This is a genomic window from Burkholderia sp. 4NA327C6 (assembly GCF_005502655.1).
Lineage (GTDB): Bacteria > Pseudomonadota > Gammaproteobacteria > Burkholderiales > Burkholderiaceae > Burkholderia > Burkholderia contaminans.
In genome coordinates, this window is record NZ_SCNZ01000073.1 from 1 (window position 1) to 20,261 (window position 20,261).

16 protein-coding genes are annotated in these 20,261 nt (G+C 69.1%); 11 read left to right on the forward strand and 5 right to left on the reverse strand.

Features of this window, described 5'->3' with window-relative positions:
- The first annotated feature begins 457 nt into the window (after window positions 1-457).
- From FFS49_RS38970 to FFS49_RS38985, 3 genes are all read left to right on the forward strand, one after another.
- On the forward strand, window positions 458-823 hold the full coding sequence (locus FFS49_RS38970; RefSeq protein ID WP_039361202.1) for a BON domain-containing protein: 366 nt from the start codon (window positions 458-460) through the stop codon (window positions 821-823).
- Between the two features lie 136 nt (window positions 824-959).
- Entirely contained in the window at window positions 960-3,050 is a 2,091-nt protein-coding gene (locus FFS49_RS38975) for a D-(-)-3-hydroxybutyrate oligomer hydrolase (protein ID WP_105816034.1), read from the forward strand.
- Window positions 3,051-3,663: 613 nt separating this feature from the next.
- Entirely contained in the window at window positions 3,664-5,499 is a 1,836-nt protein-coding gene (locus FFS49_RS38985; RefSeq protein WP_039361200.1) for a peptidase S1, read from the forward strand.
- Between the two features lie 157 nt (window positions 5,500-5,656).
- On the opposite strand, the gene FFS49_RS38990 is transcribed toward FFS49_RS38985, so the two are convergent.
- The 5 genes from FFS49_RS38990 to FFS49_RS39010 form a co-directional block, all read right to left on the reverse strand.
- Window positions 5,657-6,445 (reverse strand): sulfite exporter TauE/SafE family protein, encoded by a 789-nt coding sequence (locus tag FFS49_RS38990; protein WP_105816078.1) that lies wholly within the window; start codon window positions 6,443-6,445, stop codon window positions 5,657-5,659.
- A 347-nt stretch (window positions 6,446-6,792) separates the two neighbouring features.
- Entirely contained in the window at window positions 6,793-8,232 is a 1,440-nt protein-coding gene (locus FFS49_RS38995; RefSeq protein WP_105816035.1) for a DHA2 family efflux MFS transporter permease subunit, read from the reverse strand.
- A gap of 138 nt (window positions 8,233-8,370) precedes the next feature.
- Complete coding sequence (locus tag FFS49_RS39000; RefSeq protein WP_105816036.1) at window positions 8,371-9,102, reverse strand: DsbA family oxidoreductase; 732 nt, start codon at window positions 9,100-9,102, stop codon at window positions 8,371-8,373.
- A 196-nt stretch (window positions 9,103-9,298) separates the two neighbouring features.
- Window positions 9,299-10,093 (reverse strand): PAS domain-containing protein, encoded by a 795-nt coding sequence (locus tag FFS49_RS39005; RefSeq protein WP_069247283.1) that lies wholly within the window; start codon window positions 10,091-10,093, stop codon window positions 9,299-9,301.
- Window positions 10,090-11,064 carry an ornithine cyclodeaminase family protein gene (locus FFS49_RS39010; protein WP_105816037.1) on the reverse strand — a complete coding sequence of 325 codons (975 nt, stop codon included), beginning with the start codon at window positions 11,062-11,064 and terminating at the stop codon, window positions 10,090-10,092. Before FFS49_RS39010 ends, FFS49_RS39005 begins: the two co-directional genes overlap by 4 nt.
- Window positions 11,065-11,448: 384 nt before the next feature.
- Here FFS49_RS39010 and FFS49_RS39015 point away from each other — a divergent pair, with 384 nt between their 5' ends.
- The 8 genes from FFS49_RS39015 (at window position 11,449) to FFS49_RS39055 (ending at window position 20,222) form a co-directional block, all read left to right on the forward strand.
- The gene (locus tag FFS49_RS39015; protein WP_039361190.1) at window positions 11,449-12,228 is read left to right on the forward strand and encodes an ABC transporter substrate-binding protein; all 780 of its coding nucleotides are present in this window, start codon (window positions 11,449-11,451) and stop codon (window positions 12,226-12,228) included.
- A 67-nt stretch (window positions 12,229-12,295) separates the two neighbouring features.
- Window positions 12,296-13,540: an FAD-binding oxidoreductase gene (locus FFS49_RS39020; protein WP_039361188.1), complete on the forward strand. Its 1,245-nt coding sequence runs from the start codon at window positions 12,296-12,298 to the stop codon at window positions 13,538-13,540.
- Between the two features lie 484 nt (window positions 13,541-14,024).
- Window positions 14,025-17,150: a hypothetical protein gene (locus FFS49_RS39030; protein WP_105816038.1), complete on the forward strand. Its 3,126-nt coding sequence runs from the start codon at window positions 14,025-14,027 to the stop codon at window positions 17,148-17,150.
- Window positions 17,151-17,444: 294 nt separating this feature from the next.
- Entirely contained in the window at window positions 17,445-17,804 is a 360-nt protein-coding gene (locus FFS49_RS39035) for a hypothetical protein (protein ID WP_105816039.1), read from the forward strand.
- 34 nt (window positions 17,805-17,838) lie between these two features.
- Window positions 17,839-18,354, forward strand: a complete 516-nt coding sequence (locus FFS49_RS39040) for a sigma-70 family RNA polymerase sigma factor (RefSeq protein WP_039361534.1) — start codon at window positions 17,839-17,841, stop codon at window positions 18,352-18,354.
- Window positions 18,351-19,133 (forward strand): anti-sigma factor, encoded by a 783-nt coding sequence (locus tag FFS49_RS39045; protein WP_105816040.1) that lies wholly within the window; start codon window positions 18,351-18,353, stop codon window positions 19,131-19,133. Before FFS49_RS39040 ends, FFS49_RS39045 begins: the two co-directional genes overlap by 4 nt.
- 28 nt (window positions 19,134-19,161) lie before the next feature.
- Window positions 19,162-19,593: a quinol oxidase gene (locus tag FFS49_RS39050; RefSeq protein WP_171026907.1), complete on the forward strand. Its 432-nt coding sequence runs from the start codon at window positions 19,162-19,164 to the stop codon at window positions 19,591-19,593.
- Window positions 19,590-20,222, forward strand: coding sequence for a DUF1571 domain-containing protein (locus FFS49_RS39055; RefSeq protein WP_039361178.1), 633 nt, complete (start codon window positions 19,590-19,592; stop codon window positions 20,220-20,222). The genes FFS49_RS39050 and FFS49_RS39055 overlap by 4 nt, the downstream gene beginning before the upstream one ends.
- Window positions 20,223-20,261 lie beyond the last annotated feature (39 nt).

Genomic DNA, 20,261 nt, shown 5'->3' on the forward strand with positions numbered 1-20,261 from the left:
GAGGGCGGGCTGGCTTCGTGGGGCGGCGGATGACGCTGGCGTGACGTATCGGTGACGATCGGACGGCCGTCATGGACGACGCCGATGCTCGCGGCGATGGTACCCGGTTTCACCGGGCAAGCGCGAGTGGGGCGGCCTGGCGCGGCACCGCGGCGACACCGGCGGGCGGCCCCGCGTCAAAAGCTTTGCGCTTCGGCGGGCGCTGGATTACATTGTGCGACGCAGCCGCGCCCGATTTGCGCGCGACCCGGCACGCAATGAGACCGGGCGCGTTCGGCCGGCGGCTGTCCGGCCCGGCCGGCCCGCTTTCGCGTGCGCCTGCCGCCAGCCCGTCTCGCCTCTCTCGTATCGCCGTGGAAAACACCGGCTGTCCCGCCCGTTCGCGCGCGGGCCGGCTGTTTTTTGGGGGTAATCGGCCGTACTGTGCACGGCCGTTCCGGAGTGATAAGGAGATAGCATGAAGTCGATCGTGTTGAGAGCGTTGGGCGTCGCCGCCGTGGCGGCCTGTCTGTCTGGCAGCGTGTATGCGCAGTCGAGCGATGCCGCGGCAACGGAAGCGCCCGCGGCCGCGACCAGCGCGCCGAAGGCCGCCGCGAAGACCGCGAAGAAGGCGAACCGCAAGCTGGGCTATGCGGTGCGCAAGGCCATTACGAAGGCCGGCGGCATCGACGTGGCGAACATCGTCGTGCGTTCGAAGGGCGGCGCGATCACGCTGGAGGGCACGGTGCCAGACCAGGCTCAGATCGACAAGGCGGAAGAGGCGGCGAAGGGCGTGCAGGGCGTGACGTCGGTCAGCAACAAGCTGACGGTTCAGCAGCAGTAACGCCGGGCGGCGGCGCGCGAGCGCCGCATGCGCCCGTTTCCAGGCGGGCCCCGGCATCCCGGGGCCCGTTTGCGCTTGAGAGGCCGCAAGCCGCATGAAGCGGCGGCGGACCGATAACGATATCGAGAGGGCGGCGATGACGAGGCTCGGGTGGGGCAGGCGGTTGGTTTTCGGCGCGGCGCTGGCCGCGGTCGCGATACTCGGCGCCTGTAACGGCGACGAATCGGCCGAGCGCAACCGGTTGCCCGGTTTCGTGTCCGGCAGCGTGCGCACGACGGCCTACGACGGCGCGAGCGACGACCTGCTGACGGCCGGCCTCGGCAAGACGAGCCTCGGCTCGGCGAGCGCCCCCGGCTTTGCGAATGCCGCCCGGCCGACGAGCGCCGAGCTGCGCCGTCTCGCGATCTGGTCGAACTACCGCGCGCTCGTCGACATGAGCGCGAACGGCGGCTATGGCCGCTTCTGGGGGCCGAACGTCGACCTCGACGGCAACGACACGCTCGGCGAAGGCAAGATTCCCGGCACCGAATATCTCGCGTACGCCGACGACGGCAGCGGCAGCAAGAACGTCACGCTGCTCGTGCAGGTGCCCGCCAGCTTCAACCCCGCGCAGCCGTGCATCGTCACCGCGACGTCGTCGGGCTCGCGCGGCGTGTACGGCGCGATTTCCGCGGCCGGCGAATGGGCGCTCAAGCGCGGCTGCGCGGTCGCCTACAACGACAAGGGCGGCGGCAACGGCGCGCACGAGCTGATGTCGGACACCATCACGTTGATCGACGGTACGCTCGCCAACGCGGTGCTGGCCGGCACCGCGAGCCTGTTTACCGCGAACGCCACCAGCGGCGAACTCGCCGCGTTCAATTCCCGCTTCCCGAACCGCTATGCGTTCAAGCACGCGCATTCGCAGCAGAATCCCGAGCAGGACTGGGGGCGCGTGACGTTGCAGTCGGTCGAGTTCGCTTACTGGGCGCTCAACGAGCAGTTCGGACCGCTGATCGACGGCTCGCATCACGGCGTGCGCTATCGCGCGGGCGACGTCACGACGATCGCCGCGTCGGTCAGCAACGGCGGCGGCGCGTCGCTCGCGGCGGCCGAACAGGACAACCGCGGCTGGATCACCGCGGTCGTGGTCGGCGAGCCGCAGATCAACGTGCGGATGGCGCCGAACGCGGTCGTGCGCTCGGGCGGCCAGCCCGTGCCGTCGTTCGGCCGGCCGCTGGCCGACTACGCGACGCTCGCGAACCTGCTGGAGCCATGCGCGGCCGCGTCGGCGTCGCTTGCCGACGCGCCGTCCCTGAGCGCGCTGCCGGCGGCGACCACGCAGTCGATCCGCACCCAGCGCTGCGCGACGCTCGCCGCGGCCGGGCTCGTGTCGGGCGCCGACACGCAAAGCCAGGCCGCCGACGCGCTCGCACAGCTCCACGCGGCCGGCTACCTCGCCGATTCCGACCTGCTGCAGGCGCCGATGTGGGATTCGCAGGCGATTCCGGCGATCGCGGTCACGTATGCGAACGCGTACACGCGCTCGCGCGTCACCGACAACCTGTGCAATTTCAGCTTCGCGACGACGAACCCCGCGACGGGCGCCGTCGCCGCGCCGGCCACGTCGCCGATGCCGGCCGTGTTCGGCGTCGGCAACGGCGTGCCGCCGACGTCCGGCATCAACCTCGTGTTCAACACGGGCGTGGGCGTCGATCACCGGCTCGCCACACCCGATGCAAGCTTCGCGGGCGCGCTGTGCCTGCGCCAGCTCTGGACGAACGGGATGCTCGGGATGCCCGCGAACGTCGACGCGGTGCGCGTGAACGCGAACCTGCAGGGCAAGCCGGCGATCATCGTGCAGGGCCGCAGCGACGCGCTCGTGCCCGTGAACCACGCGTCGCGCGCGTATGTCGCGCAGAACGGCATCAGCGAAGGCGGACGCAGCCAGCTCGTGTTCTACGAGGTGACGAACGGCCAGCACTTCGACGCGTTCCTGCCGGTGCCGGGCTTCGACACGCGCTTCGTGCCGGTTCATTACTACAACCTGCAGGCGCTGAACCTGATGTGGAAGCACCTGAAGAACGGCGCGCCGCTGCCGCCGTCGCAGGTGATCCGCACGGTGCCGCGCGGCGGCACGCCGGGCGCCGCGCCCGCGCTGACGGGCGCGAACCTGCCGCCGATCTCGGCCGCACCGGGCGCGAACGCGATTCCCGTCGGCGCCGGCGCGATCGACGTGCCGCTCTGACGGCGAGCGCCGCGCCGCCCTCACGAAGCCGGACAGTCGTCCGGCTTCTTCTTTTGGTTGCCCTGGAATCGGTCCCGAACTGCCTTTTATCGGAATGGCGAGCGCCGTAACAAATTATTACTTTACGGCGATAAATCGGGACCCTAATATGCGCCGGTATTTTCACTTAATTTAATAAATTCCAGATACGAGATATTCCTTTCCGTTTAGTTAATCGATCCTTTCGATTTTATTAAATCGGCTCGAGTCGCGATTGATCGTCGTTTTGCGATTAATCGGCATCTCGCCGAGGGGGATTGTTCGTCTGTTCGAAGCGAGGCGCCCTTGTGGGTAGTGGCCTGGCGGGGTGTGCTTTTGCCGTCGATTTTGTGCGTGTGCAAATACGCCGAATGAATATGTATTGCTGCAGATTATCGAATTGTCGTTCGCAATGGAATTGATTCCATTGTGCAGTCGCAAAAATATGGGTGGGGTAAATCATGCCGCTCGGTATTCGTCGAGCCGGTAAAAAACTCGGAGTGCGTCGCATAACGAATGCATTCCCGGTGCGGAGCGCCGGCGCAGATGATCCTTTGCGACCGGCGGTATTTATCGTTCTGTTCGAGAGGCAATAATGACGACACGGAAGTCCTTGAAAGACGGTTTCGCGCTATTCGGAACGACACTGAGCGTGCCGCTCGCAGCGGCCGCAGCCGCTGCGCTGCTCGTCACGGGGTGCGGCGGCGACGACGGGGCGAGCCCGGCCGCTTCGGCCGCCGCAGCAGCAGCGACGTCGGCCGGCGCCAGCACATCGGCCAACACCAACGCAACGGCCGCCGCGGCCGACCAGCCGTACGTCGACAACGACGTGTACGGCACCGGGCCGAACGACGCGGTCACGGATTCCACGGAAGGGGCGGCCGTCGTGCACCGTACGGTCACGATCGGCGGCAAGGCCATCAAGTACACGGCCACCACGGGCCACCTGACGACGATCGATCCGGTCACGTCGGCGCCGAACGCGAAGATGTTCTACGTCGCGTACACGCAGGACAATCCGGACCCGTCGAAGCCGCGCCCGGTCACGTTCTTCTACAACGGCGGCCCCGGCTCGTCGTCGGTCTACCTGCTGCTCGGCTCGTACGGGCCGAAGCGCCTGCAGTCGTCGTTCCCGAACTTCACGCCGCCCGCGCCATACAAGCTGCTCGACAACCCGGACAGCCTGCTCGACCGTACCGACCTCGTGTTCATCAACCCGGTCGGCACCGGTTACTCGGCGGCGATCGCCCCGGCGAAGAACAAGGATTTCTGGGGCACCGACCAGGACGCCCGCTCGATCGACCGCTTCATCCAGCGCTACCTGACGAAATACTCGCGCTGGAATTCGCCGAAGTTCCTGTACGGCGAGTCGTACGGCACCGCGCGCAGCGCGGTCGTGTCGTGGGTGCTGCATGAGGACGGCATCGACCTGAACGGGATCACGCTGCAGTCGTCGATCCTCGACTACGCGAATGCGCTGTCCGCGCCGGGCACGTTCCCGACGCTCGCGGCCGATGCGTTCTACTGGAAGAAGACGACGCTCAACCCGACGCCGACCGACCTCGACGCGTACATGGTCCAGGCCCGCAACTACGCGGACAACACGCTCGCGCCGCTCGCGCAGAAGCCGAACCCGCAGGACGGCGGCTTCGTGAACGTGCGGCTGAACCTGAACCTGCAGACCGCGCAGCAGATGGGCGCATACATCGGCACGGATCCGACGTCGCTGATCCAGACGTTCGGCAACCCGGCCGCGCTCGGCAACGTGCCGTCGTCGAACGACAACCCGCCGTACACGTTCTTCCTGACGCTCGTGCCGGGCACGCAGATCGGCCAGTACGACGGTCGCGCGAACTTCACGGGCAAGGGCATCGCACCGTACATCCTGCCGAACTCGGGCAGCAACGATCCGTCGATCACGAACGTGGGCGGCGCGTACACGGTGCTGTGGAACAGCTACATCAACACCGACCTCAAGTACACGTCGACGTCGTCGTTCGTGGACCTGAACGACCAGGTCTTCAACAACTGGGACTTCAGCCATACCGACCCGACCGGCGCGAACAAGGGCGGCGGCAATACGCTGTACACGGCGGGCGATCTGGCGTCGACGATGAGCGTGAACCCGGACCTGAAGGTGCTGTCGGCAAACGGCTATTTCGACGCCGTCACGCCGTTCCACCAGACGGAGCTGACGCTCGCGCAGATGCCGCTCGACCCGACGCTCAAGGCGCAGAACCTGACGATCAAGAACTACCCGTCGGGCCACATGATCTACCTGAACGACGCGTCGCGGACCGCGCTGAAGGGCGATCTCGCCAACTTCTACGACGGCATCCTGGCCAACCGCACTGCGCTGCAGCGCGTGCTGAAGCTGCAGATGCGCACGCAGCAGCTCAAGCAGCAGAAGTTGCAGCAGCAGGGGCAGTAAGCGGCACGGGCGGCTCGCGCCGCCCCGGATGGACGACAGCCCGATCGGCGCAGGCCGGTCGGGCTGTTTTCATTTGCGGAGGGCGATGGGCCGGCGCGTCGTGCGCCGGCCGCGAAATGGCGTCAAACCGTCGAGGACAGGGTGTGCGCGCCGCGTGTTACGCCAGCACGAGCCGGATGCCGACCGCGACGAGCGTCGAGGCGAGCAGGTTGCGCAGCAGCCGTTCGGGCGCGCGCGCCGACAGCAGGCTGCCGAGCACGATACCGGGCAGCGAGCCGAGCAGCAGCGACAGCAGCATCGACCAGTCGACCGAGCCGAGCAGCCAGTGGCCCATGCCCGCGACGAGCGTGAGCGGCACCGCGTGCGCGATGTCGGAGCCGACGATGCGGGTCGTCGCGAGCGCCGGATACAGCAGCAGGAGCACCGTCACGCCGATCGCGCCGGCACCGACCGACGTCATCGACACGAGCACGCCGAGCACGGCGCCCGTCAGTACGGTCGACCACAGCGTGCGCGCGGGGCTCGGCGCGAGCGGGTTGCGTGCGGCGAACGCGGTGAGCTGCGGCCGGAAGATGAGCGCGAGCGACGTGAGCAGCAGCGCGACGCCGAGCACGAGCTGGATCATCCGCGCGGTACCCGGCGCGTTCATCCCGTGCGTATGCAGCCACCACAGCGTGACGGCCGCGGCCGGGACGCTGCCCGCCGCGAGCCGGCCCGTGATGCGCCAGTCGATCGAGCCTTTCAGGCCGTGGACGAGGGTGCCGGTGGCCTTGGTCACTGCCGCGTACAGCAGGTCGGTGCCGACTGCCGTTGCAGGGTGGACGCCGAACAGCAGCACGAGGATCGGCGTCATCAACGAACCACCGCCAACGCCCGTCAGGCCGACGAGGATGCCGACGAACAGGCCGGACAACGAGTACAGCAGGTCGATATGGGGAAGCGACATCGGAAGCAGGCGGTTATGCGGCGACGGGGTTGTGCGATGTTCGGCGGCGGCGGCGCGCGGCCGCGGCGCGCGCGTCAAAGTCCGCCATTGTCGCAAATGTGGCGCGTGGATGTACGACTGCGTTAAAAATCGGAGGGGAAAGCCCGTGGGGCGGGCATCCGGCTCGAAGTAAAACGGGCGTTTGAGCAGCGCGAGGGGCGCGATGGCCGTTCTCCTCGCGACTGATCGGCCCGAAACGCCCGGTGAACAGAGAGCGGGTGCGAGGCCCGGCAGGTATGAAAAAGGGCGCGACAGTGCGCGCCCCGGTTCGACGGCGGCGGTCGATGCCACCAGCCGCCGCCGCCCGGTCAGTGCATCGCGGGGCCGACGCCTTCGACCGCACCCTGCTGCCGGATACGCAGCGCGAGGCCGATCAGCGCGGCGACGGCGGCGAACGCCGCACCGAACGCGAAGGCCGCATGGTAGCCGCCGTTCAGCGCGTCGAGCGGCGCGGCATTCGCTGCCGCGAGCGTGTTGCTGCGGGCGGCCGCGAGGCTCGCGAGCACGGCGAGGCCGAGCGCGCCGCCCATCATGAACGCGGTGTTGACGATCCCCGACGCGAGCCCGGAATCGGACGGATCGACGTCGCTCATCGCGGCGAGCAGCACCGGGTTGAACGCGACGCCCGCGCCGATGCCGAGCAGCGTCATGCCGGGCAGCACGTGCCAGACGAAGCCGCCGTCCACCGGCGCACGCGAGAACAGTGCGAGGCCGCACGCCGCGATCAGCAGGCCGGCCGCGATCGGGCCGCGGATGCCGAAGCGCATCACGATCCGCGCGGACAGCCCGAGCGAGAACGCGGCCATGATCAGGTTCGCCGGCAGGAATGCAAGGCCGACCTGCAGCGGCCCGTAGCCGAGCACGCGCTGCATGTACAGCGCGGACAGGAAGAACCACGCGAACATCGCGGCCGCCCACAGCACGGCGATCACGTTCGCGAGCGCGACGTTGCGCGACGAGAACAGCGAGAGCGGCATCAGCGGATGCGCGGCGCGCGCCTCGATCGCGATGAACAGCGCGAGCAGCGCGACCGCTGCGCCGATCAGTGCGACGGTCTGCGTCGACAGCCAGCCGGCTTCGTTGCCGCCGACGATCCCGTAGACGGCCAGCATCAGCGACGCGGTCACGGTGATCGCGCCCGCGACGTCGAGCCGCGCGGTACCGGCCGGCGCGCGCAGGCGCGGCAGCAGCGAGACGCACATCGCATAGACCGCGATGCCGATCGGCAGGTTGACGAGGAAGATCCAGTGCCACGACAGCGAGCTCGTCAGCAGCCCGCCAAGCAGCACGCCGATGCTGCCGCCGCCCGCACAGACGAAGCCGTACACGCCCATCGCGCGGGCGCGTTCGCCGGGTTCGGTGAAGAGATTCATGATCAGCGACAGCGCGACGGCCGATACGACCGCGCCGCCGATTCCCTGCACCGCGCGCGCGGCGATCAGCATCGCCTGCGATTGCGCGAGGCCGCACGCGAGCGATGCGAGCGTGAAGACGACGAGGCCGGCAAGGAACATGCGCCGCTGGCCGTACAGGTCGCCGAGCCGCCCGCCGAGCAGCAGGCAGCCGCCGAACGTCAGCAGGTACGCGTTGACGACCCACACGAGGGCCGTCTCGGTGAAATGGAGGTCGGTGCTGATCGACGGCAGTGCGACGTTCACGATCGTGCTGTCGAGCACGATCATCAGCACGCCGAGGCAGAGGACGATCAGCGCGTACCAGCGCTTCTCGCCGTGAATCCCGTGGGTCATGGGCTTGCCGCCTTCTGATCGTTATTTGAACGCTGCATTGTAGGCGCCATCGGCGCGGGCTTCCTGCCGGTTTGTGGCAGCAGCGAAGCGTAGTCGCGCGTCCGGGCGGGACGCGCGTGATGATGGACGCGACGGGCGTTACGAGCGCGCCGGCAACTCGCAGCCATCGGGGCCGCACGCGGCCGCGTCGCCGCCGTCGAGTTCGACGATGCCGTCGCGCCATGCCTGGTCGAGCGCCTGCGCGAACGCGTCGGCCGGCTGCGCGCCCGACACCGCGTAGCGGCCGCCGAACACGAACAGCGGCACGCCGCGCCCGCCGATCTGCGCGGCGCGGGCGACGTCGGCTTCGACTTCGGCGCGGTACTGGTCGCTGCGCAGCACGGCTTCGACGGCCGAGCGCTCGAGCCCGGCCTCGACCGCGAATTCGGTCAGCTCGGCGTGATCGAACAGCGAGCCGTGCTCGCAGAAATACGCGCGGTACAGCCGCTCGGTCAGCGCGTGCGCGCGGCCCGTCGCTTCCGCGAGCTTCACGAGCCGGTGGCCGTCGAGCGTGTCGCCGACGAGCGTGCCGGGCAGGTCGTAGCGCAGCCCGACGCTCGCGGCGGCATCGGTGACCTGGCGCAGCATCTGGTCGACCTGCTCGGGCGACATCCGGTACTTGCCGCCGAGCATCGCCTCGACCGGCTCGACGGGCTGGCCGGGCATCAGCCGGTACGCGCGCAGCGCGACGTCGACGCGGTCGGCGTGCGCGAACGTGGCGAGCGCCTCATCGAAGCGGCGCTTGCCGATCCAGCACCACGGGCAGATCAGGTCGGACCAGATTTCGACGGTCAGGGTGGGGCGGGCAGTCGGGGCGGGAGCGGTCGTCATGGGCGGTTCCGGGCAGCAAAAAATGTAACCGGGACTATATCACTTCGTGCTTCGACGCTTCGTCTTGCCCGGCGACCGGGCGAAACGGGCGCCCGGCGTACCACGAAGCATAGACACGGAAGCGGCGCCCCGATAGCGATTGCCGATGCGGGCCGCCGCCGCGCGTTGCGGCGCGCCGGCCCGCGACGTGTTTCGCTCAAGCGTCGCCCTGCGTTTCCTTCAGGTGCTTGAGGTGCTTGTAGACCGTCGCGCGGCCCATCCCGAGCACGTTCGCGACGTAGTTCGCCGCGCTCTTGCCGCGAAACGCGCCCTCCGCGTAAAGCGCTTCGACGAGCTCGCGCCGGTGCTCGCGCGTGAGCCCGTTCAGCCCGACCTGCCGCTCGCGCAGCCAGCCGTGCAGGAACGTGTTGATGCGCTCCTGCCAGTCGTCGCGGAACAACTCGTCCGGCTGCGCGACGACGCCCGCGCCCTTGATGAACAGGTCGAGCGTCGCGCGCACCTCGTCGAACACCGCGATGTTGAAGTTGATGCACATCATCCCGGCCGGGCGGCCTTCGTCGTCGAACAGCACGTTGCTGACGCAGCGCATCCGGCGGCCGTCCCAGTTCAGCTTCTCGTAAGGGCCGATCACGCGCTCGCGCGCGGAATGGTCGATTTCCTCGAGCGCGGAATCGTCGCCGACCTCGCGCTTCGACAGGTTGTTCGCGAGATACAGCACGGTCTGGTCGTGCAGGTCGTGAATCACGACTTCCGCGTACGGGAAGAACAGCGCGGCGATACCGTCGGCGATCGGCGCATAACGGGTGAGCAGCAGGTCTTTGACGGGGGATTTCTTCTTGCGCATCGGGTTCGCCATCTCGGGTGGGCGGGGGCCGGGCAGCGCATCGGGCCGGCGCGCCGGCGCACCGTTGGCCGGCATGCCCGTGCGCCCGCGCGCGGCCGCCGCGGCGGTTGCGCCATTGTATCGGCCCCGCGCGCGCGTGCCGCTCATGCGCGTGCCAGGTGCGTGTACAGCGCGTGCGCGATCGCGATGTCCTCGAGCCCGAGGCCGATCGAGCGGAAGAACGCGTGACGGGCATACGACGGCGCCGGGCAGGTGCCGGCGACGAGCGCGGGCAGGTCGCCGGCGATCCGCGCGGCGTCCCAGCCGTGCTCGGCCGCCGCGATCTGCATCTCGCCGGCGCTCGCGGGTGTCGTGTGCCGGTAGTCGCAGTACACGTCCATGTCGGGCAGCCAGGCGGGCGGGATTTCGTGTGCGCGTACGACGTTCGTGCTGATCGACGTGACGAGCGCGGGGCGCGTGAGCATCCCGTCGCCGAGCACGGGCGTGCCCGACGACGTGCACAGCATCACGACGTCCGCGTCGCGCACGCAGGCTTCGACGCTCGCCGCGGCGCGGGCGCGCGGATCGAGCTGCGCGAGCGCCGCCTGCTGCGCCGCGTCGCCGGCGAGCGAAGGCGCATACACGCGGATCGTCTCCCAGTCGCGCAAGCCCGCCGTGTGCCGCAGGTGCGCGAGGCCGACCGCGCCCGCGCCGACGATCGCGAGATGGCGCGCGTCGCGCGGCGCGAGGCAGTCGACCGCGAGCGCGGTCGTGCCGGCCGTGCGCTCGACGGTCAGCAGCCCCGCGTCGCACCACATCAGCGGCTGGCCCGTGCGCATCGACATCAGCGCGGTCCACGCGGTGACGATGGGTTTCCCGTCAGGCTTGCCGCCCGTCACGACATACGGCGACAGCTTCGCGCCGAATACCTGCGCGTCGGCGAGCGCGCCGAGATACGTGATGAAGTCGCCGGCCTGGTCGGGAAACAGCGTCAGCGTTTGCGGCGGCTGCACCGCGCGCGCCGCGGCGAGCGACGCGAACATGCTGCGCAGCGTACCGAGCACGTCGAGCGACGGCAGGGCCGCGCGCACCGCGGCTTCGTCGACGGTCAGCGGCAGGGTCGGGGCGGTTTGCGTCATGGGGACATCTCCGGTCGGGGCCAGACAGGGCCGTCTCGATCGACGGTGTCCGGCGGTGTTCGTGATGGACGAAAAGTCTAATATAGACAAACAAAATCGGGAGAATTTTTCTTTTCGAGACTTGGTGTCGTCGCGCGGTTCTAAAAAAACAGCGGTAAATCAAAGGCATTTCGGTTATCGGGCGAATTCCGGACGTCGCGTGTCGAGGCACGATTCTCGTATCCCCTATAGTCTATAGTAGACTTTGAGTCTATATTTCTCGTGCAGGACACGACACGTCGCAGCGTGGTGGCTGCCTGCTTCGAATGCCGATCCGGCGCCCGGCCCGGCCCGGGCCGTCGTGTACCGATCTTCATCGCCTCAATCCAGAACGGAAGGACCGTCATGAACTGGAAGCTCTCCCTTTGCGCCGCTGCGGCGCTTGCCTGCGCGGCCGTCACGGCCCATGCGGAACAGACCACGTTGCGCTTCGGGATCGAAGCCGCGTATCCGCCGTTCGAGAGCAAGACGCCGGCCGGCCAACTGCAGGGTTTCGACGTCGACATCGGCAACGCGGTGTGCGCGAAGCTGAACATGAAATGCGTGTGGGTCGAGAATGCGTTCGACGGCTTGATCCCGGCGCTGCAGGCGCGCAAGTTCGACGCGATCAACTCGGCGATGAACATCACGTCGAAGCGCCGGCAGAGCATCGACTTCACGCCGGCGATCTACGTGGTGCCGATCGTGATGATCGCCAGGCACGGCTCGTCGCTGCGGCCTGACGTCGCGAGCCTGCGCGGCAAGCACGTCGGCGTGCTGCAGGGCTCGTCGCAGGAGGATTTCCTGAAGGCGCACTGGGCCACGGCGGGTGTGGCCGTCGTGTCGTACCAGGATCAGGACCAGATCTATGCGGATCTCGTCGCGGGGCGTCTCGACGCGGCCGTGCAGGAAGCGCAGACCGCGCAGGACGGTTTCCTCGACAAGCCGGCCGGCCGCGACTACCAGATCGTCGGCGAGCCGCTGAAGGATCCGGCGACGCTGGGCGAGGGCACGGGCTTTGGAATGCGCAAGAGCGACAAGGCGCTGCAGGCGAAGATCGTCGGCGCGCTCGACGCGCTGAAGAAGGACGGCACGCTCAGCGCGCTGTCGCAGAAGTACTTCAAGCGCGACATCGTCGCGAAGTGAGCACCGGCGCGCGCCGGCCGCCGCGCCGGCGCGTGCCGCATCGAATCTCGACGCAGTACGGGGAATCATGGACTTCGACGTCATCGTTCTGGGGGCCGGCATCGTCGGCGTGTCGTCGGCGCTGCATCTGCAGGATCGCGGGCTGCGCGTCGCGCTCGTCGACCGGCGCGCGCCTGGCGAGGAAACGAGCCACGGCAATGCGGGGCTGATCGAGCGCTCGTCGGTCGTGCCGTACGCGTTTCCGCGCCGGCTCGGCACGCTGCTGCGCTATGCGCGCAACCGCTCGGTCGATCTCTACTGGGACTACCGCGCGCTGCCCGCGTATGCGGGCTGGCTCGCGCGCTTCTGGCGCGAATCGTCGCCGCAGCGGCTCGCGGCCGCTGCGCGCGACCTGTTGCCGCTCGTCGCCGCGAGCGTCGCCGAGCACGACGCGCTGCTCGCACGCACCGATGCCCAGCCGCTCGTGCACGACGGCGGGTGGATCGAGGCGTTCCGTTCGCCCGCGCTGTTCGATGCGGAAACGCGCGCGCAGCAGCGCGTGGCCGACGCGCACGGGCTGCGGATGACCGTGCTCGACGCGGGTGCGTTGCGGGCGCGCGAGCCCGGTATCGGCGACGCGTTCTGCGGCGCATTCCACTGGCAGGACCCGAAGACCGTGTCGAGCCCGGGCGGGTTGACCAAGGCCTACGCGCGGCTGTTCGAGCGCGCCGGCGGCACGTTCGCGCTCGGCGATGCCAGGACGCTCGTGCAGGTCGATGACGGCTGGCAGGTCGGTACCGAGCACGGGCCGATCTCGGCGCGCTCCGCCGTGGTGGCGCTCGGGCCGTGGTCCGATCACGTCTTCGAGCCGCTTGGCTACCGGATTCCGCTGCGCGCGAAGCGCGGCTACCACATGCACTACCGGCCCACGCGCGCGCCGTTGAACGTGCCTGTGTGCGATACCGAGGCAGGTTTCGTTGTCGCGCCGATGGAAGGCGGCCGCCTGCGGCTCACGACCGGCGTCGAGATCGCGCTGCGCGGCGCACCGCCGACCGGCGTGCAGCTCGCGCGCGCCGAGCCGCTGGCGCGCGATGCATTCGGCATCGGCGAGCGGCTCGATCCCGAACCGTGGCTCGGGATGCGGCCGTGCACGCCCGACATGCGCCCGGTGATCGGGCCCGCGCCGCGCCATCGCCACCTGTGGTTCGCGTTCGGCCATTGTCACCACGGGCTCACGCTCGGCCCCGCAACCGGACGCCTGCTCGCCGAAATGATGACGGGCGCGCCGACCTATATCGATCCCCATCCGTACCGGCCCGCGCGCTTCGGCTGATCCGGCGGTGCGCGCTGCGTTGCGCGCACCGGCCTTCACAATGTTTCATTCTGCTATCCGAATTATCGGAAATCGCGCAATCGGAAATGATCTGCGTAATCGCCGAGAAAGATAATCGCGAAATAAAGAAAATCGGCAAATCGGCGATTGAGCAATGCATTTTCATATTGCTGAAATGCGCAATGGGCAGCTGCTCGTGACGGTGTGGCGCGCCGTTGCAGCGGATGTTCCGGTGTTACGCGGAATGTACCGGAACACGTTACCGCGGGGCTCGCAAACGTTACGTTACATCCGTGTTCCAGCGGCCTTTTTCGTCAGATGATTGCGGCGCCAATGCCGTGAATTTCGTCTGAAATCGATTAAAAAAGTGTTATTGCCGGTCATTAGGCAGACGAATCAATCCTGTTTTTCGAATTGGCACACTTCGTGCAATCGGTCCCCATGCTTTATCAACGTTGTGCCAACCGAGATGGGGAAAATAAAGATGGGACACAATCTGAAATTGACGGGTGTAGCGCTGTCGGTCGCGACGGTGTTCGGGGTATTGGCTTCGGGTTCCGCGATGGCGGGGGCCCTTGATGCGCTGCCGATTCCGCAAGTGATCGTCAACCCGCCGACGAACAGCGTGTCGGTCGGGTTGGTCGCGACGGGTACGTCGCCGCTGGGCTCGGTCACCGTGGCGGCAGGCGGGGCGGGCGCGATCCAGACGTCGCTGGGCGATCCCGGCCAGGTACTGTCGGGCGCCGTGGGGGCGGTGACCGGCGCACTCGGCGGTGGCGGCGGCACGGTGCAGCCGCTCGCGCCGGTCCAGGGTGTGCTGAATCAGGTGACGGGTGCGTTGGGCGGCGGCAACCCGGCGGGTGCGTTGACCGGTGCGCTGAATACGGCGACGGGGACGCTGAGCAATGCGGTTGGCACGGTAACGGGGGCACTGGGTAATGTCGGCGGCGGGTCGAACCCGCTGGCGCCGGTGCAAGGCGTGGTCAATCAAGTAACGGGTGCGCTCGGTGGCGGCAATCCGGCTGGTGCACTGACTGGCGCGCTCGGCACGGTAACGGGTGCGCTGGGCGGCATCGGCGGTGGTTCGGATCCGCTGGCGCCGGTGCAAGGCGTGGTCAATCAAGTAACGGGTGCGCTCGGTGGCGGCAACCCGGCCGGCGCGTTGACCGGTGCCCTCGGCACGGTGACGGGCGCGCTGGGCGGTATAGGCGGCGGTTCAAACCCGCTGGCTCCGGTTCAAGGCGTCGTGAACCAGGTAACGGGTGCGCTCGGTAGCGGCAACCCGGCTGGCGCACTGACTGGCGCGCTCGGTACGGTGACGGGCGCACTGGGTGGCATCGGCGGTGGTTCAAACCCGCTGGCGCCGGTGCAAGGCGTCGTCAACCAAGTAACGGGTGCGCTCGGTAGCGGCAACCCGGCTGGCGCACTGACTGGCGCGCTCGGCACGGTGACGGGCGCGTTGGGTGGCATCGGCGGCGGCTCGGATCCGCTGGCGCCGGTGCAAGGTGTGGTCAATCAAGTGACGGGTGCGCTCGGTGGCGGCAACCCGGCCGGCGCACTGACCGGTGCCCTCGGCACGGTGACGGGCGCATTGGGTGGTATCGGCGGCGGCTCGAGCCCGCTGGCGCCGGTTCAAGGTGTCGTGAATCAAGTCACGGGTGCGCTGAGCGGAGGCAACCCGGCAGGTGCCCTGACCGGTGCGCTGAACACCGCGACCGGGGCACTGAGCAGCGCGCTCGGTACGGCGACGGGTGCGCTGGGCGGCATCGGCGGCGGTTCGAATCCGCTGGCGCCGGTTCAAGGCGTCGTGAACCAGGTCACTGGCGCCCTCGGTAGCGGCAATCCGGCTGGCGCACTGACTGGCGCACTCGGCACGGTGACGGGCGCATTGGGCGGTATCGGCGGCGGCTCGAACCCGCTGGCACCGGTTCAAGGCGTCGTGAATCAAGTAACGGGTGCGCTCGGCAGCGGCAATCCGGCAGGTGCACTGACCGGTGCCCTCGGCACGGTCACGGGTGCATTGGGCGGTATCGGCGGCGGCTCGGACCCGCTGGCTCCGGTTCAAGGCGTCGTCAATCAAGTGACGGGCGCATTGGGCGGCATCGGCGGTGGCTCGAATCCGCTGGCGCCGGTTCAAGGCGTTGTGAACCAAGTCACGGGCGCGCTCGGCAGCGGCAATCCGGCAGGCGCACTGACCGGCGCGCTCGGCACGGTGACGGGCGCATTGGGCGGCATCGGCGGCGGCTCGAACCCGCTGGCACCGGTGCAAGGCGTCGTGAACCAGGTCACGGGCGCACTCGGCAGCGGCAATCCGGCAGGTGCACTGACCGGCGCCCTCGGCACGGTGACGGGTGCATTGGGCGGTATCGGTGGCGGCTCGGACCCGCTGGCGCCGGTTCAGGGCGTCGTGAACCAGGTCACGGGCGCACTCGGTAGCGGCAATCCGGCAGGTGCCCTGACCGGCGCCCTCGGCACGGTGACGGGTGCACTGGGCGGTATCGGCGGCGGCTCGAACCCGCTGGCGCCGATCCAGAGCGTCGTCGACCAGGTCACGGGTACGCTCGGCAGCGGCAATCCGGCCGGCGCACTGAGCAACGCGGTCAACACGATCACGGGCACGCTCGGCAACGTCGGCGGCGCGGGAAGCCCGCTGGCTCCGGTGCAGGGTGTCGTCACGCAGCTCGCCGGTACGCTCGGCGGCGCGGGAAGCCCGCTGGCGCCGGTGCAAGGCGTCGTGAACCAGGTCGTCGGCACGCTGTCCGGCGCCGGTGGCGGTAGCCCGATCACGCCGATCACGAACCTCGTCAACGGGCTGCAGAATGCGCTGCCGACGGGCGGCAACGCAGCCGGCGCGCTGACCGGCGCACTGGGCTCGGTGACGGGCGCACTCGGCAACCTCGGTGGCTCGAACCCGCTGGCACCGGTGCAAGGCGTCGTGAGCCAGGTCGTCGGCACGCTCGGCAGCAGCAACGCGGTCGGCACGGCCACGAACGCACTGGGTAACGCGGTCGGCTCCGTCGTGGGCGCACTCGGCAACCTCGGCGGCTCGAGTCCGCTGGCCCCGGTACAGGGCGTCGTGAACCAGGTGGTCGGCACGCTCGGCAACCTCGGCGGCTCGAACCCGCTGGCGCCGGTGCAAGGCGTCGTGAACCAGGTCGTCGGCACGCTGTCGGGCGCGGCGGGCAGCAACCCGATCGCCCCGATCACGAACCTCGTGAGCGGTCTGACGGGCGGCAGCAACCCGGCCGGCGCACTGACCGGTGCGCTCGGTTCGGTGACGGGCGCACTCGCGAACGGTCCGGTAGCCCTCGGGCAGGCGGCCGGCGCGCTGTCGGGCGCGGCCGGTTCGACGGCGGCAGCGGGCGGCAGCCTGCTCGGCTCGGGCGCGAACGCGGCCGGCGGCACGGCGGGCGCAGTCGGCTCGCTGCTGACGACGGGCGCCAACGCGACGGCGACGGTCGTCAACGCGGTCGGCACGACGGTGGGCACGGCGCTCGGCTCCGCGCCGGGCCTGTCGGTCACGCCGCATTCGGGCAACAGCGCGCCGGGCAACCCGCTCGCGCCGGTGTCGTCGTTGCTCCAGTCGCTCACGGGCGCACTGCCGAAGTAACCGGCGCGCACGCACGGCGGAGCCGGATCGGCCGCCGTGCGCAACGGGCCGCACGACGCGGCATGACAGCAATGTCATGCCGCGTTGTCTTTTGGTGCCCCTTTTTTCTTTCGCCGCACGAATGGTTGCCGCCGCCGAAGACGACGCTCGCCGACCGGCGTGGAATAACCGGTCGCCGCCATCCGTTTACATACCGAATCCCGGCAACGCCGGCCGGCGGGATAATGGTCGTGACGAAGCCGATCGTCCCGGCCGGTGCCGCCGTATCGCGATGCCGTGTCAAGGAGAAAGGGCATGAAACGGATACTCGTCGTCGCCGCGCTGACGGCGGCAATCGTGCGACCGGCCGCCGCGGAACCACCGCGAGCCGGCGACGGAAAGCTGGTCGACGAAGATCACATGACGCTGTACGTGTTCGATCGCGATGCGCCCGGCAAGAGCGCATGCGACCGCGCGTGCGCGACGAACTGGCCGCCTGCGCTGGCCGACGCGTACGACAAGGCAACCGGCGCGCTGAGTGTCGTCGCGCGCGACGACGGCAGCAAGCAATGGGCATACCGCGGGCGCCCGCTGTATCGCTGGAAGCTCGATCACAAGCCCGGTGACGCGGGCGGCGACGGGGTCGGCGGCATGTGGCACGTCGCGCGTCCGTGACGACGGGCGGTGGGGCGGTGCGCGAGGCATCCTGATGAGCTACGAATCGGACCTGCTGGTGTGGTTGCCGCATCTCACGCGTTATGCGCGCGCGCTGACGGGTGACCGGGCCTGGGCAGACGATCTCGTGCAGGACACGCTCGAGCGAGCGCTGAACCGCCCGCCGCGCGACGGCGGCAACCTGCGCGCATGGCTGCTGACGCTGCTGCGGCACCGCTTCATCGACCAGTTGCGCGCACGGCACGAGATCGCGGTCGACGATGCGACGGCGCCGTGGCAGACGATGGCCGCACCGGCCGGCGAAATCGGCGGGCTGGTGCTGCGCGACGTGCAGCGCGCGCTGTACCGGCTGCCGGTCGAACAGCGCGAGGTGCTGCTGCTGGTCGCGCTCGAGGAATTGAGCTATCGCGATGCCGCGGAAGTGCTCGGCGTCCCGGTGGGGACGGTGATGTCGCGGCTCGCACGGGCGCGCGGCCAGATGCGTGCGCTGTTGTCCGACGAGCCGCCGGCGCACGGCACGGCTGCATTACGGGTGATCGGGAAGACATGATGGACGATCCGCACAAGCCTTCGAACGCGCGGGATGACGATGCGTCGGCGCAACTGCTGTCCGCGTTGCTGGACGGCGAGCTGTCCGGGCACGAGCGTCGCGAGGTGCTCGAGCGCGTGCTGGCCGATCCGGAGGAGGCCGAACGACTCGCGCACTATCGGGCGCAGCGCGATGCGCTGCAGGCGCTGTTTCCGCTGCCGGCCGCCGCGCCCGCGCTGTTCGTGCAACGCCGTGAGCCGCGCCGGCGCGGGATCGCCTATGCGTTCGCGGGGCTCGCGGCCGGGCTGCTGATCGGTGTCGCGCTGCATGCGGGCTGGGTGGCGTTCGGCGGTGAACCGGGGTTCGCCGCGCGCGCGGATGTCGCCTATGCGACGTACGTGGCCGACCGCGACCATCCGGTCGAGGTCGGCGCGGGCGACCCTGACCATCTCGTCGCGTGGCTGTCCGCGCGTCTCGGGCGGGCCGTGCGTGCGCCGTCGCTCGACGAATACGGTTACCGGTTGCTCGGCGGCCGGCTGCTCCCGGGCGAAGCGGGGCCGGCCGCGCAACTCATGTACCAGCGCGCGGACGGCGAACGCGTGACGCTGTACATGACGGCCTACGACACACGGCGTCTCGCGCCGCAGGCGATGTCGGCCGGCGGCCGCTACACGTATTTCTGGTCGAATCGCGGGATGGGCTACGCATTGTCCGGCCAGGGCGACGAACGGCGCCTGCGCGAACTCGCGATCGACGCGTGCGGCGCGCTAGGCGGCCCGACCGACGCGTGGAAGGGATGACACGCTCGGCGCCGGCAGGGAGCACGTGATGAAGACGACGATGACGAAGGGGCTCGTGCCGATGCTGGTGCTGGCGGCGCTCGCCGCGGGCACGGCGCTTGCGCAGGCGGACGGTGACGTGCCGCTGCGCGTGCCGGTAGACGCCGATGGCGTGCAACGGGTGGCGATCGTCGGCGGCAGCTATTTCTTCCGGCCGAACCACGTGATCGTGCGGGCACACGTGCCGGTCGAGTTGACCGTGTCGACCGAGCCTGGCCCGGTGCCGCACAGCTTCGAAATCGATGCGCCGCAGGCCGGTATCGCGGTGCGCACCGAGCTCGGCACGACGCCGAAGACGTTTCGCTTCACGCCGTCGCAGCCGGGCCGGTTCGCCTACTATTGCACGCATCGGCTGCTGTTTTTCAAAAGCCATCGCGAGCGCGGGATGGAAGGCGCGCTCGATGTCGAGGCGGCGCCGTGATCGCCGCGTTGCTGGCCGCGAGCCTGATAGGAGCGAGCATGACCGCCGATCCCGTGACCGTCGCGCAGGCGCATTTCGACCACGTCCGCTCGTATCGCGCGACGATCCGCTCGTCCGCGCGCGGGGGCGAGCACACCGAAATCCGTTACGCGTACCTGAAACCGGGCTTCGTCCGGATGGATTTCGTGTCGCCGCATCACGGCGCGGTGCTCGCGTACGATCCCGGCGACGGCAAGGTGCGGTTGCGTCCGTTCGGCGCGCATGCGCCGCCCGCGCTGACGCTGTCGCCATCCAATCCGCTCGTGCGCGACCGCAGCGGCCACCGGGTCGACCGGTCGGACGTCGGCGAACTGCTGCGCAACGTCCATGCGCTGCAGGAGGGCGGTGCGACGGTGACCGAAGGCGAGGAGGCCGTCGGCGGCCGCACTGCGCTGCGCGTGTCGGTCACGGGCGCGCCCGCGCATGCGGTCGACGGCGTGCATCGCTACCGGCTGTGGCTCGATACCGAGGACGGCTTTCCGCTGAAGGTCGTCAGTTTCGCGGACGGTGACGACGTGCCGCTCGAAACCGTGACGCTCGACGACGTCGAGATCGACGTCGCGTTTCCCGAACGCTTCTTCGCGCCCTGAGCGGTGCGCTGACTCATGCCCGTGACAGGCATGCCGGAG

Excerpts from the sequence above, each read along its gene's own strand:
- FFS49_RS38970 (WP_039361202.1), top strand. The coding sequence starts at position 458 with ATGAAGTCGATCGTGTTGAGAGCGTTGGGCGTCGCCGCCGTGGCGGCC.
- FFS49_RS38975 (WP_105816034.1), top strand. The coding sequence starts at position 960 with ATGACGAGGCTCGGGTGGGGCAGGCGGTTGGTTTTCGGCGCGGCGCTG.
- FFS49_RS38985 (WP_039361200.1), top strand. The coding sequence starts at position 3,664 with ATGACGACACGGAAGTCCTTGAAAGACGGTTTCGCGCTATTCGGAACG.
- FFS49_RS38990 (WP_105816078.1), bottom strand. The coding sequence starts at position 6,445 with ATGTCGCTTCCCCATATCGACCTGCTGTACTCGTTGTCCGGCCTGTTC.
- FFS49_RS38995 (WP_105816035.1), bottom strand. The coding sequence starts at position 8,232 with ATGACCCACGGGATTCACGGCGAGAAGCGCTGGTACGCGCTGATCGTC.
- FFS49_RS39000 (WP_105816036.1), bottom strand. The coding sequence starts at position 9,102 with ATGACGACCGCTCCCGCCCCGACTGCCCGCCCCACCCTGACCGTCGAA.
- FFS49_RS39005 (WP_069247283.1), bottom strand. The coding sequence starts at position 10,093 with ATGAGCGGCACGCGCGCGCGGGGCCGATACAATGGCGCAACCGCCGCG.
- FFS49_RS39010 (WP_105816037.1), bottom strand. The coding sequence starts at position 11,064 with ATGACGCAAACCGCCCCGACCCTGCCGCTGACCGTCGACGAAGCCGCG.
- FFS49_RS39015 (WP_039361190.1), top strand. The coding sequence starts at position 11,449 with ATGAACTGGAAGCTCTCCCTTTGCGCCGCTGCGGCGCTTGCCTGCGCG.
- FFS49_RS39020 (WP_039361188.1), top strand. The coding sequence starts at position 12,296 with ATGGACTTCGACGTCATCGTTCTGGGGGCCGGCATCGTCGGCGTGTCG.
- FFS49_RS39030 (WP_105816038.1), top strand. The coding sequence starts at position 14,025 with ATGGGACACAATCTGAAATTGACGGGTGTAGCGCTGTCGGTCGCGACG.
- FFS49_RS39035 (WP_105816039.1), top strand. The coding sequence starts at position 17,445 with ATGAAACGGATACTCGTCGTCGCCGCGCTGACGGCGGCAATCGTGCGA.
- FFS49_RS39040 (WP_039361534.1), top strand. The coding sequence starts at position 17,839 with ATGAGCTACGAATCGGACCTGCTGGTGTGGTTGCCGCATCTCACGCGT.
- FFS49_RS39045 (WP_105816040.1), top strand. The coding sequence starts at position 18,351 with ATGATGGACGATCCGCACAAGCCTTCGAACGCGCGGGATGACGATGCG.
- FFS49_RS39050 (WP_171026907.1), top strand. The coding sequence starts at position 19,162 with ATGAAGACGACGATGACGAAGGGGCTCGTGCCGATGCTGGTGCTGGCG.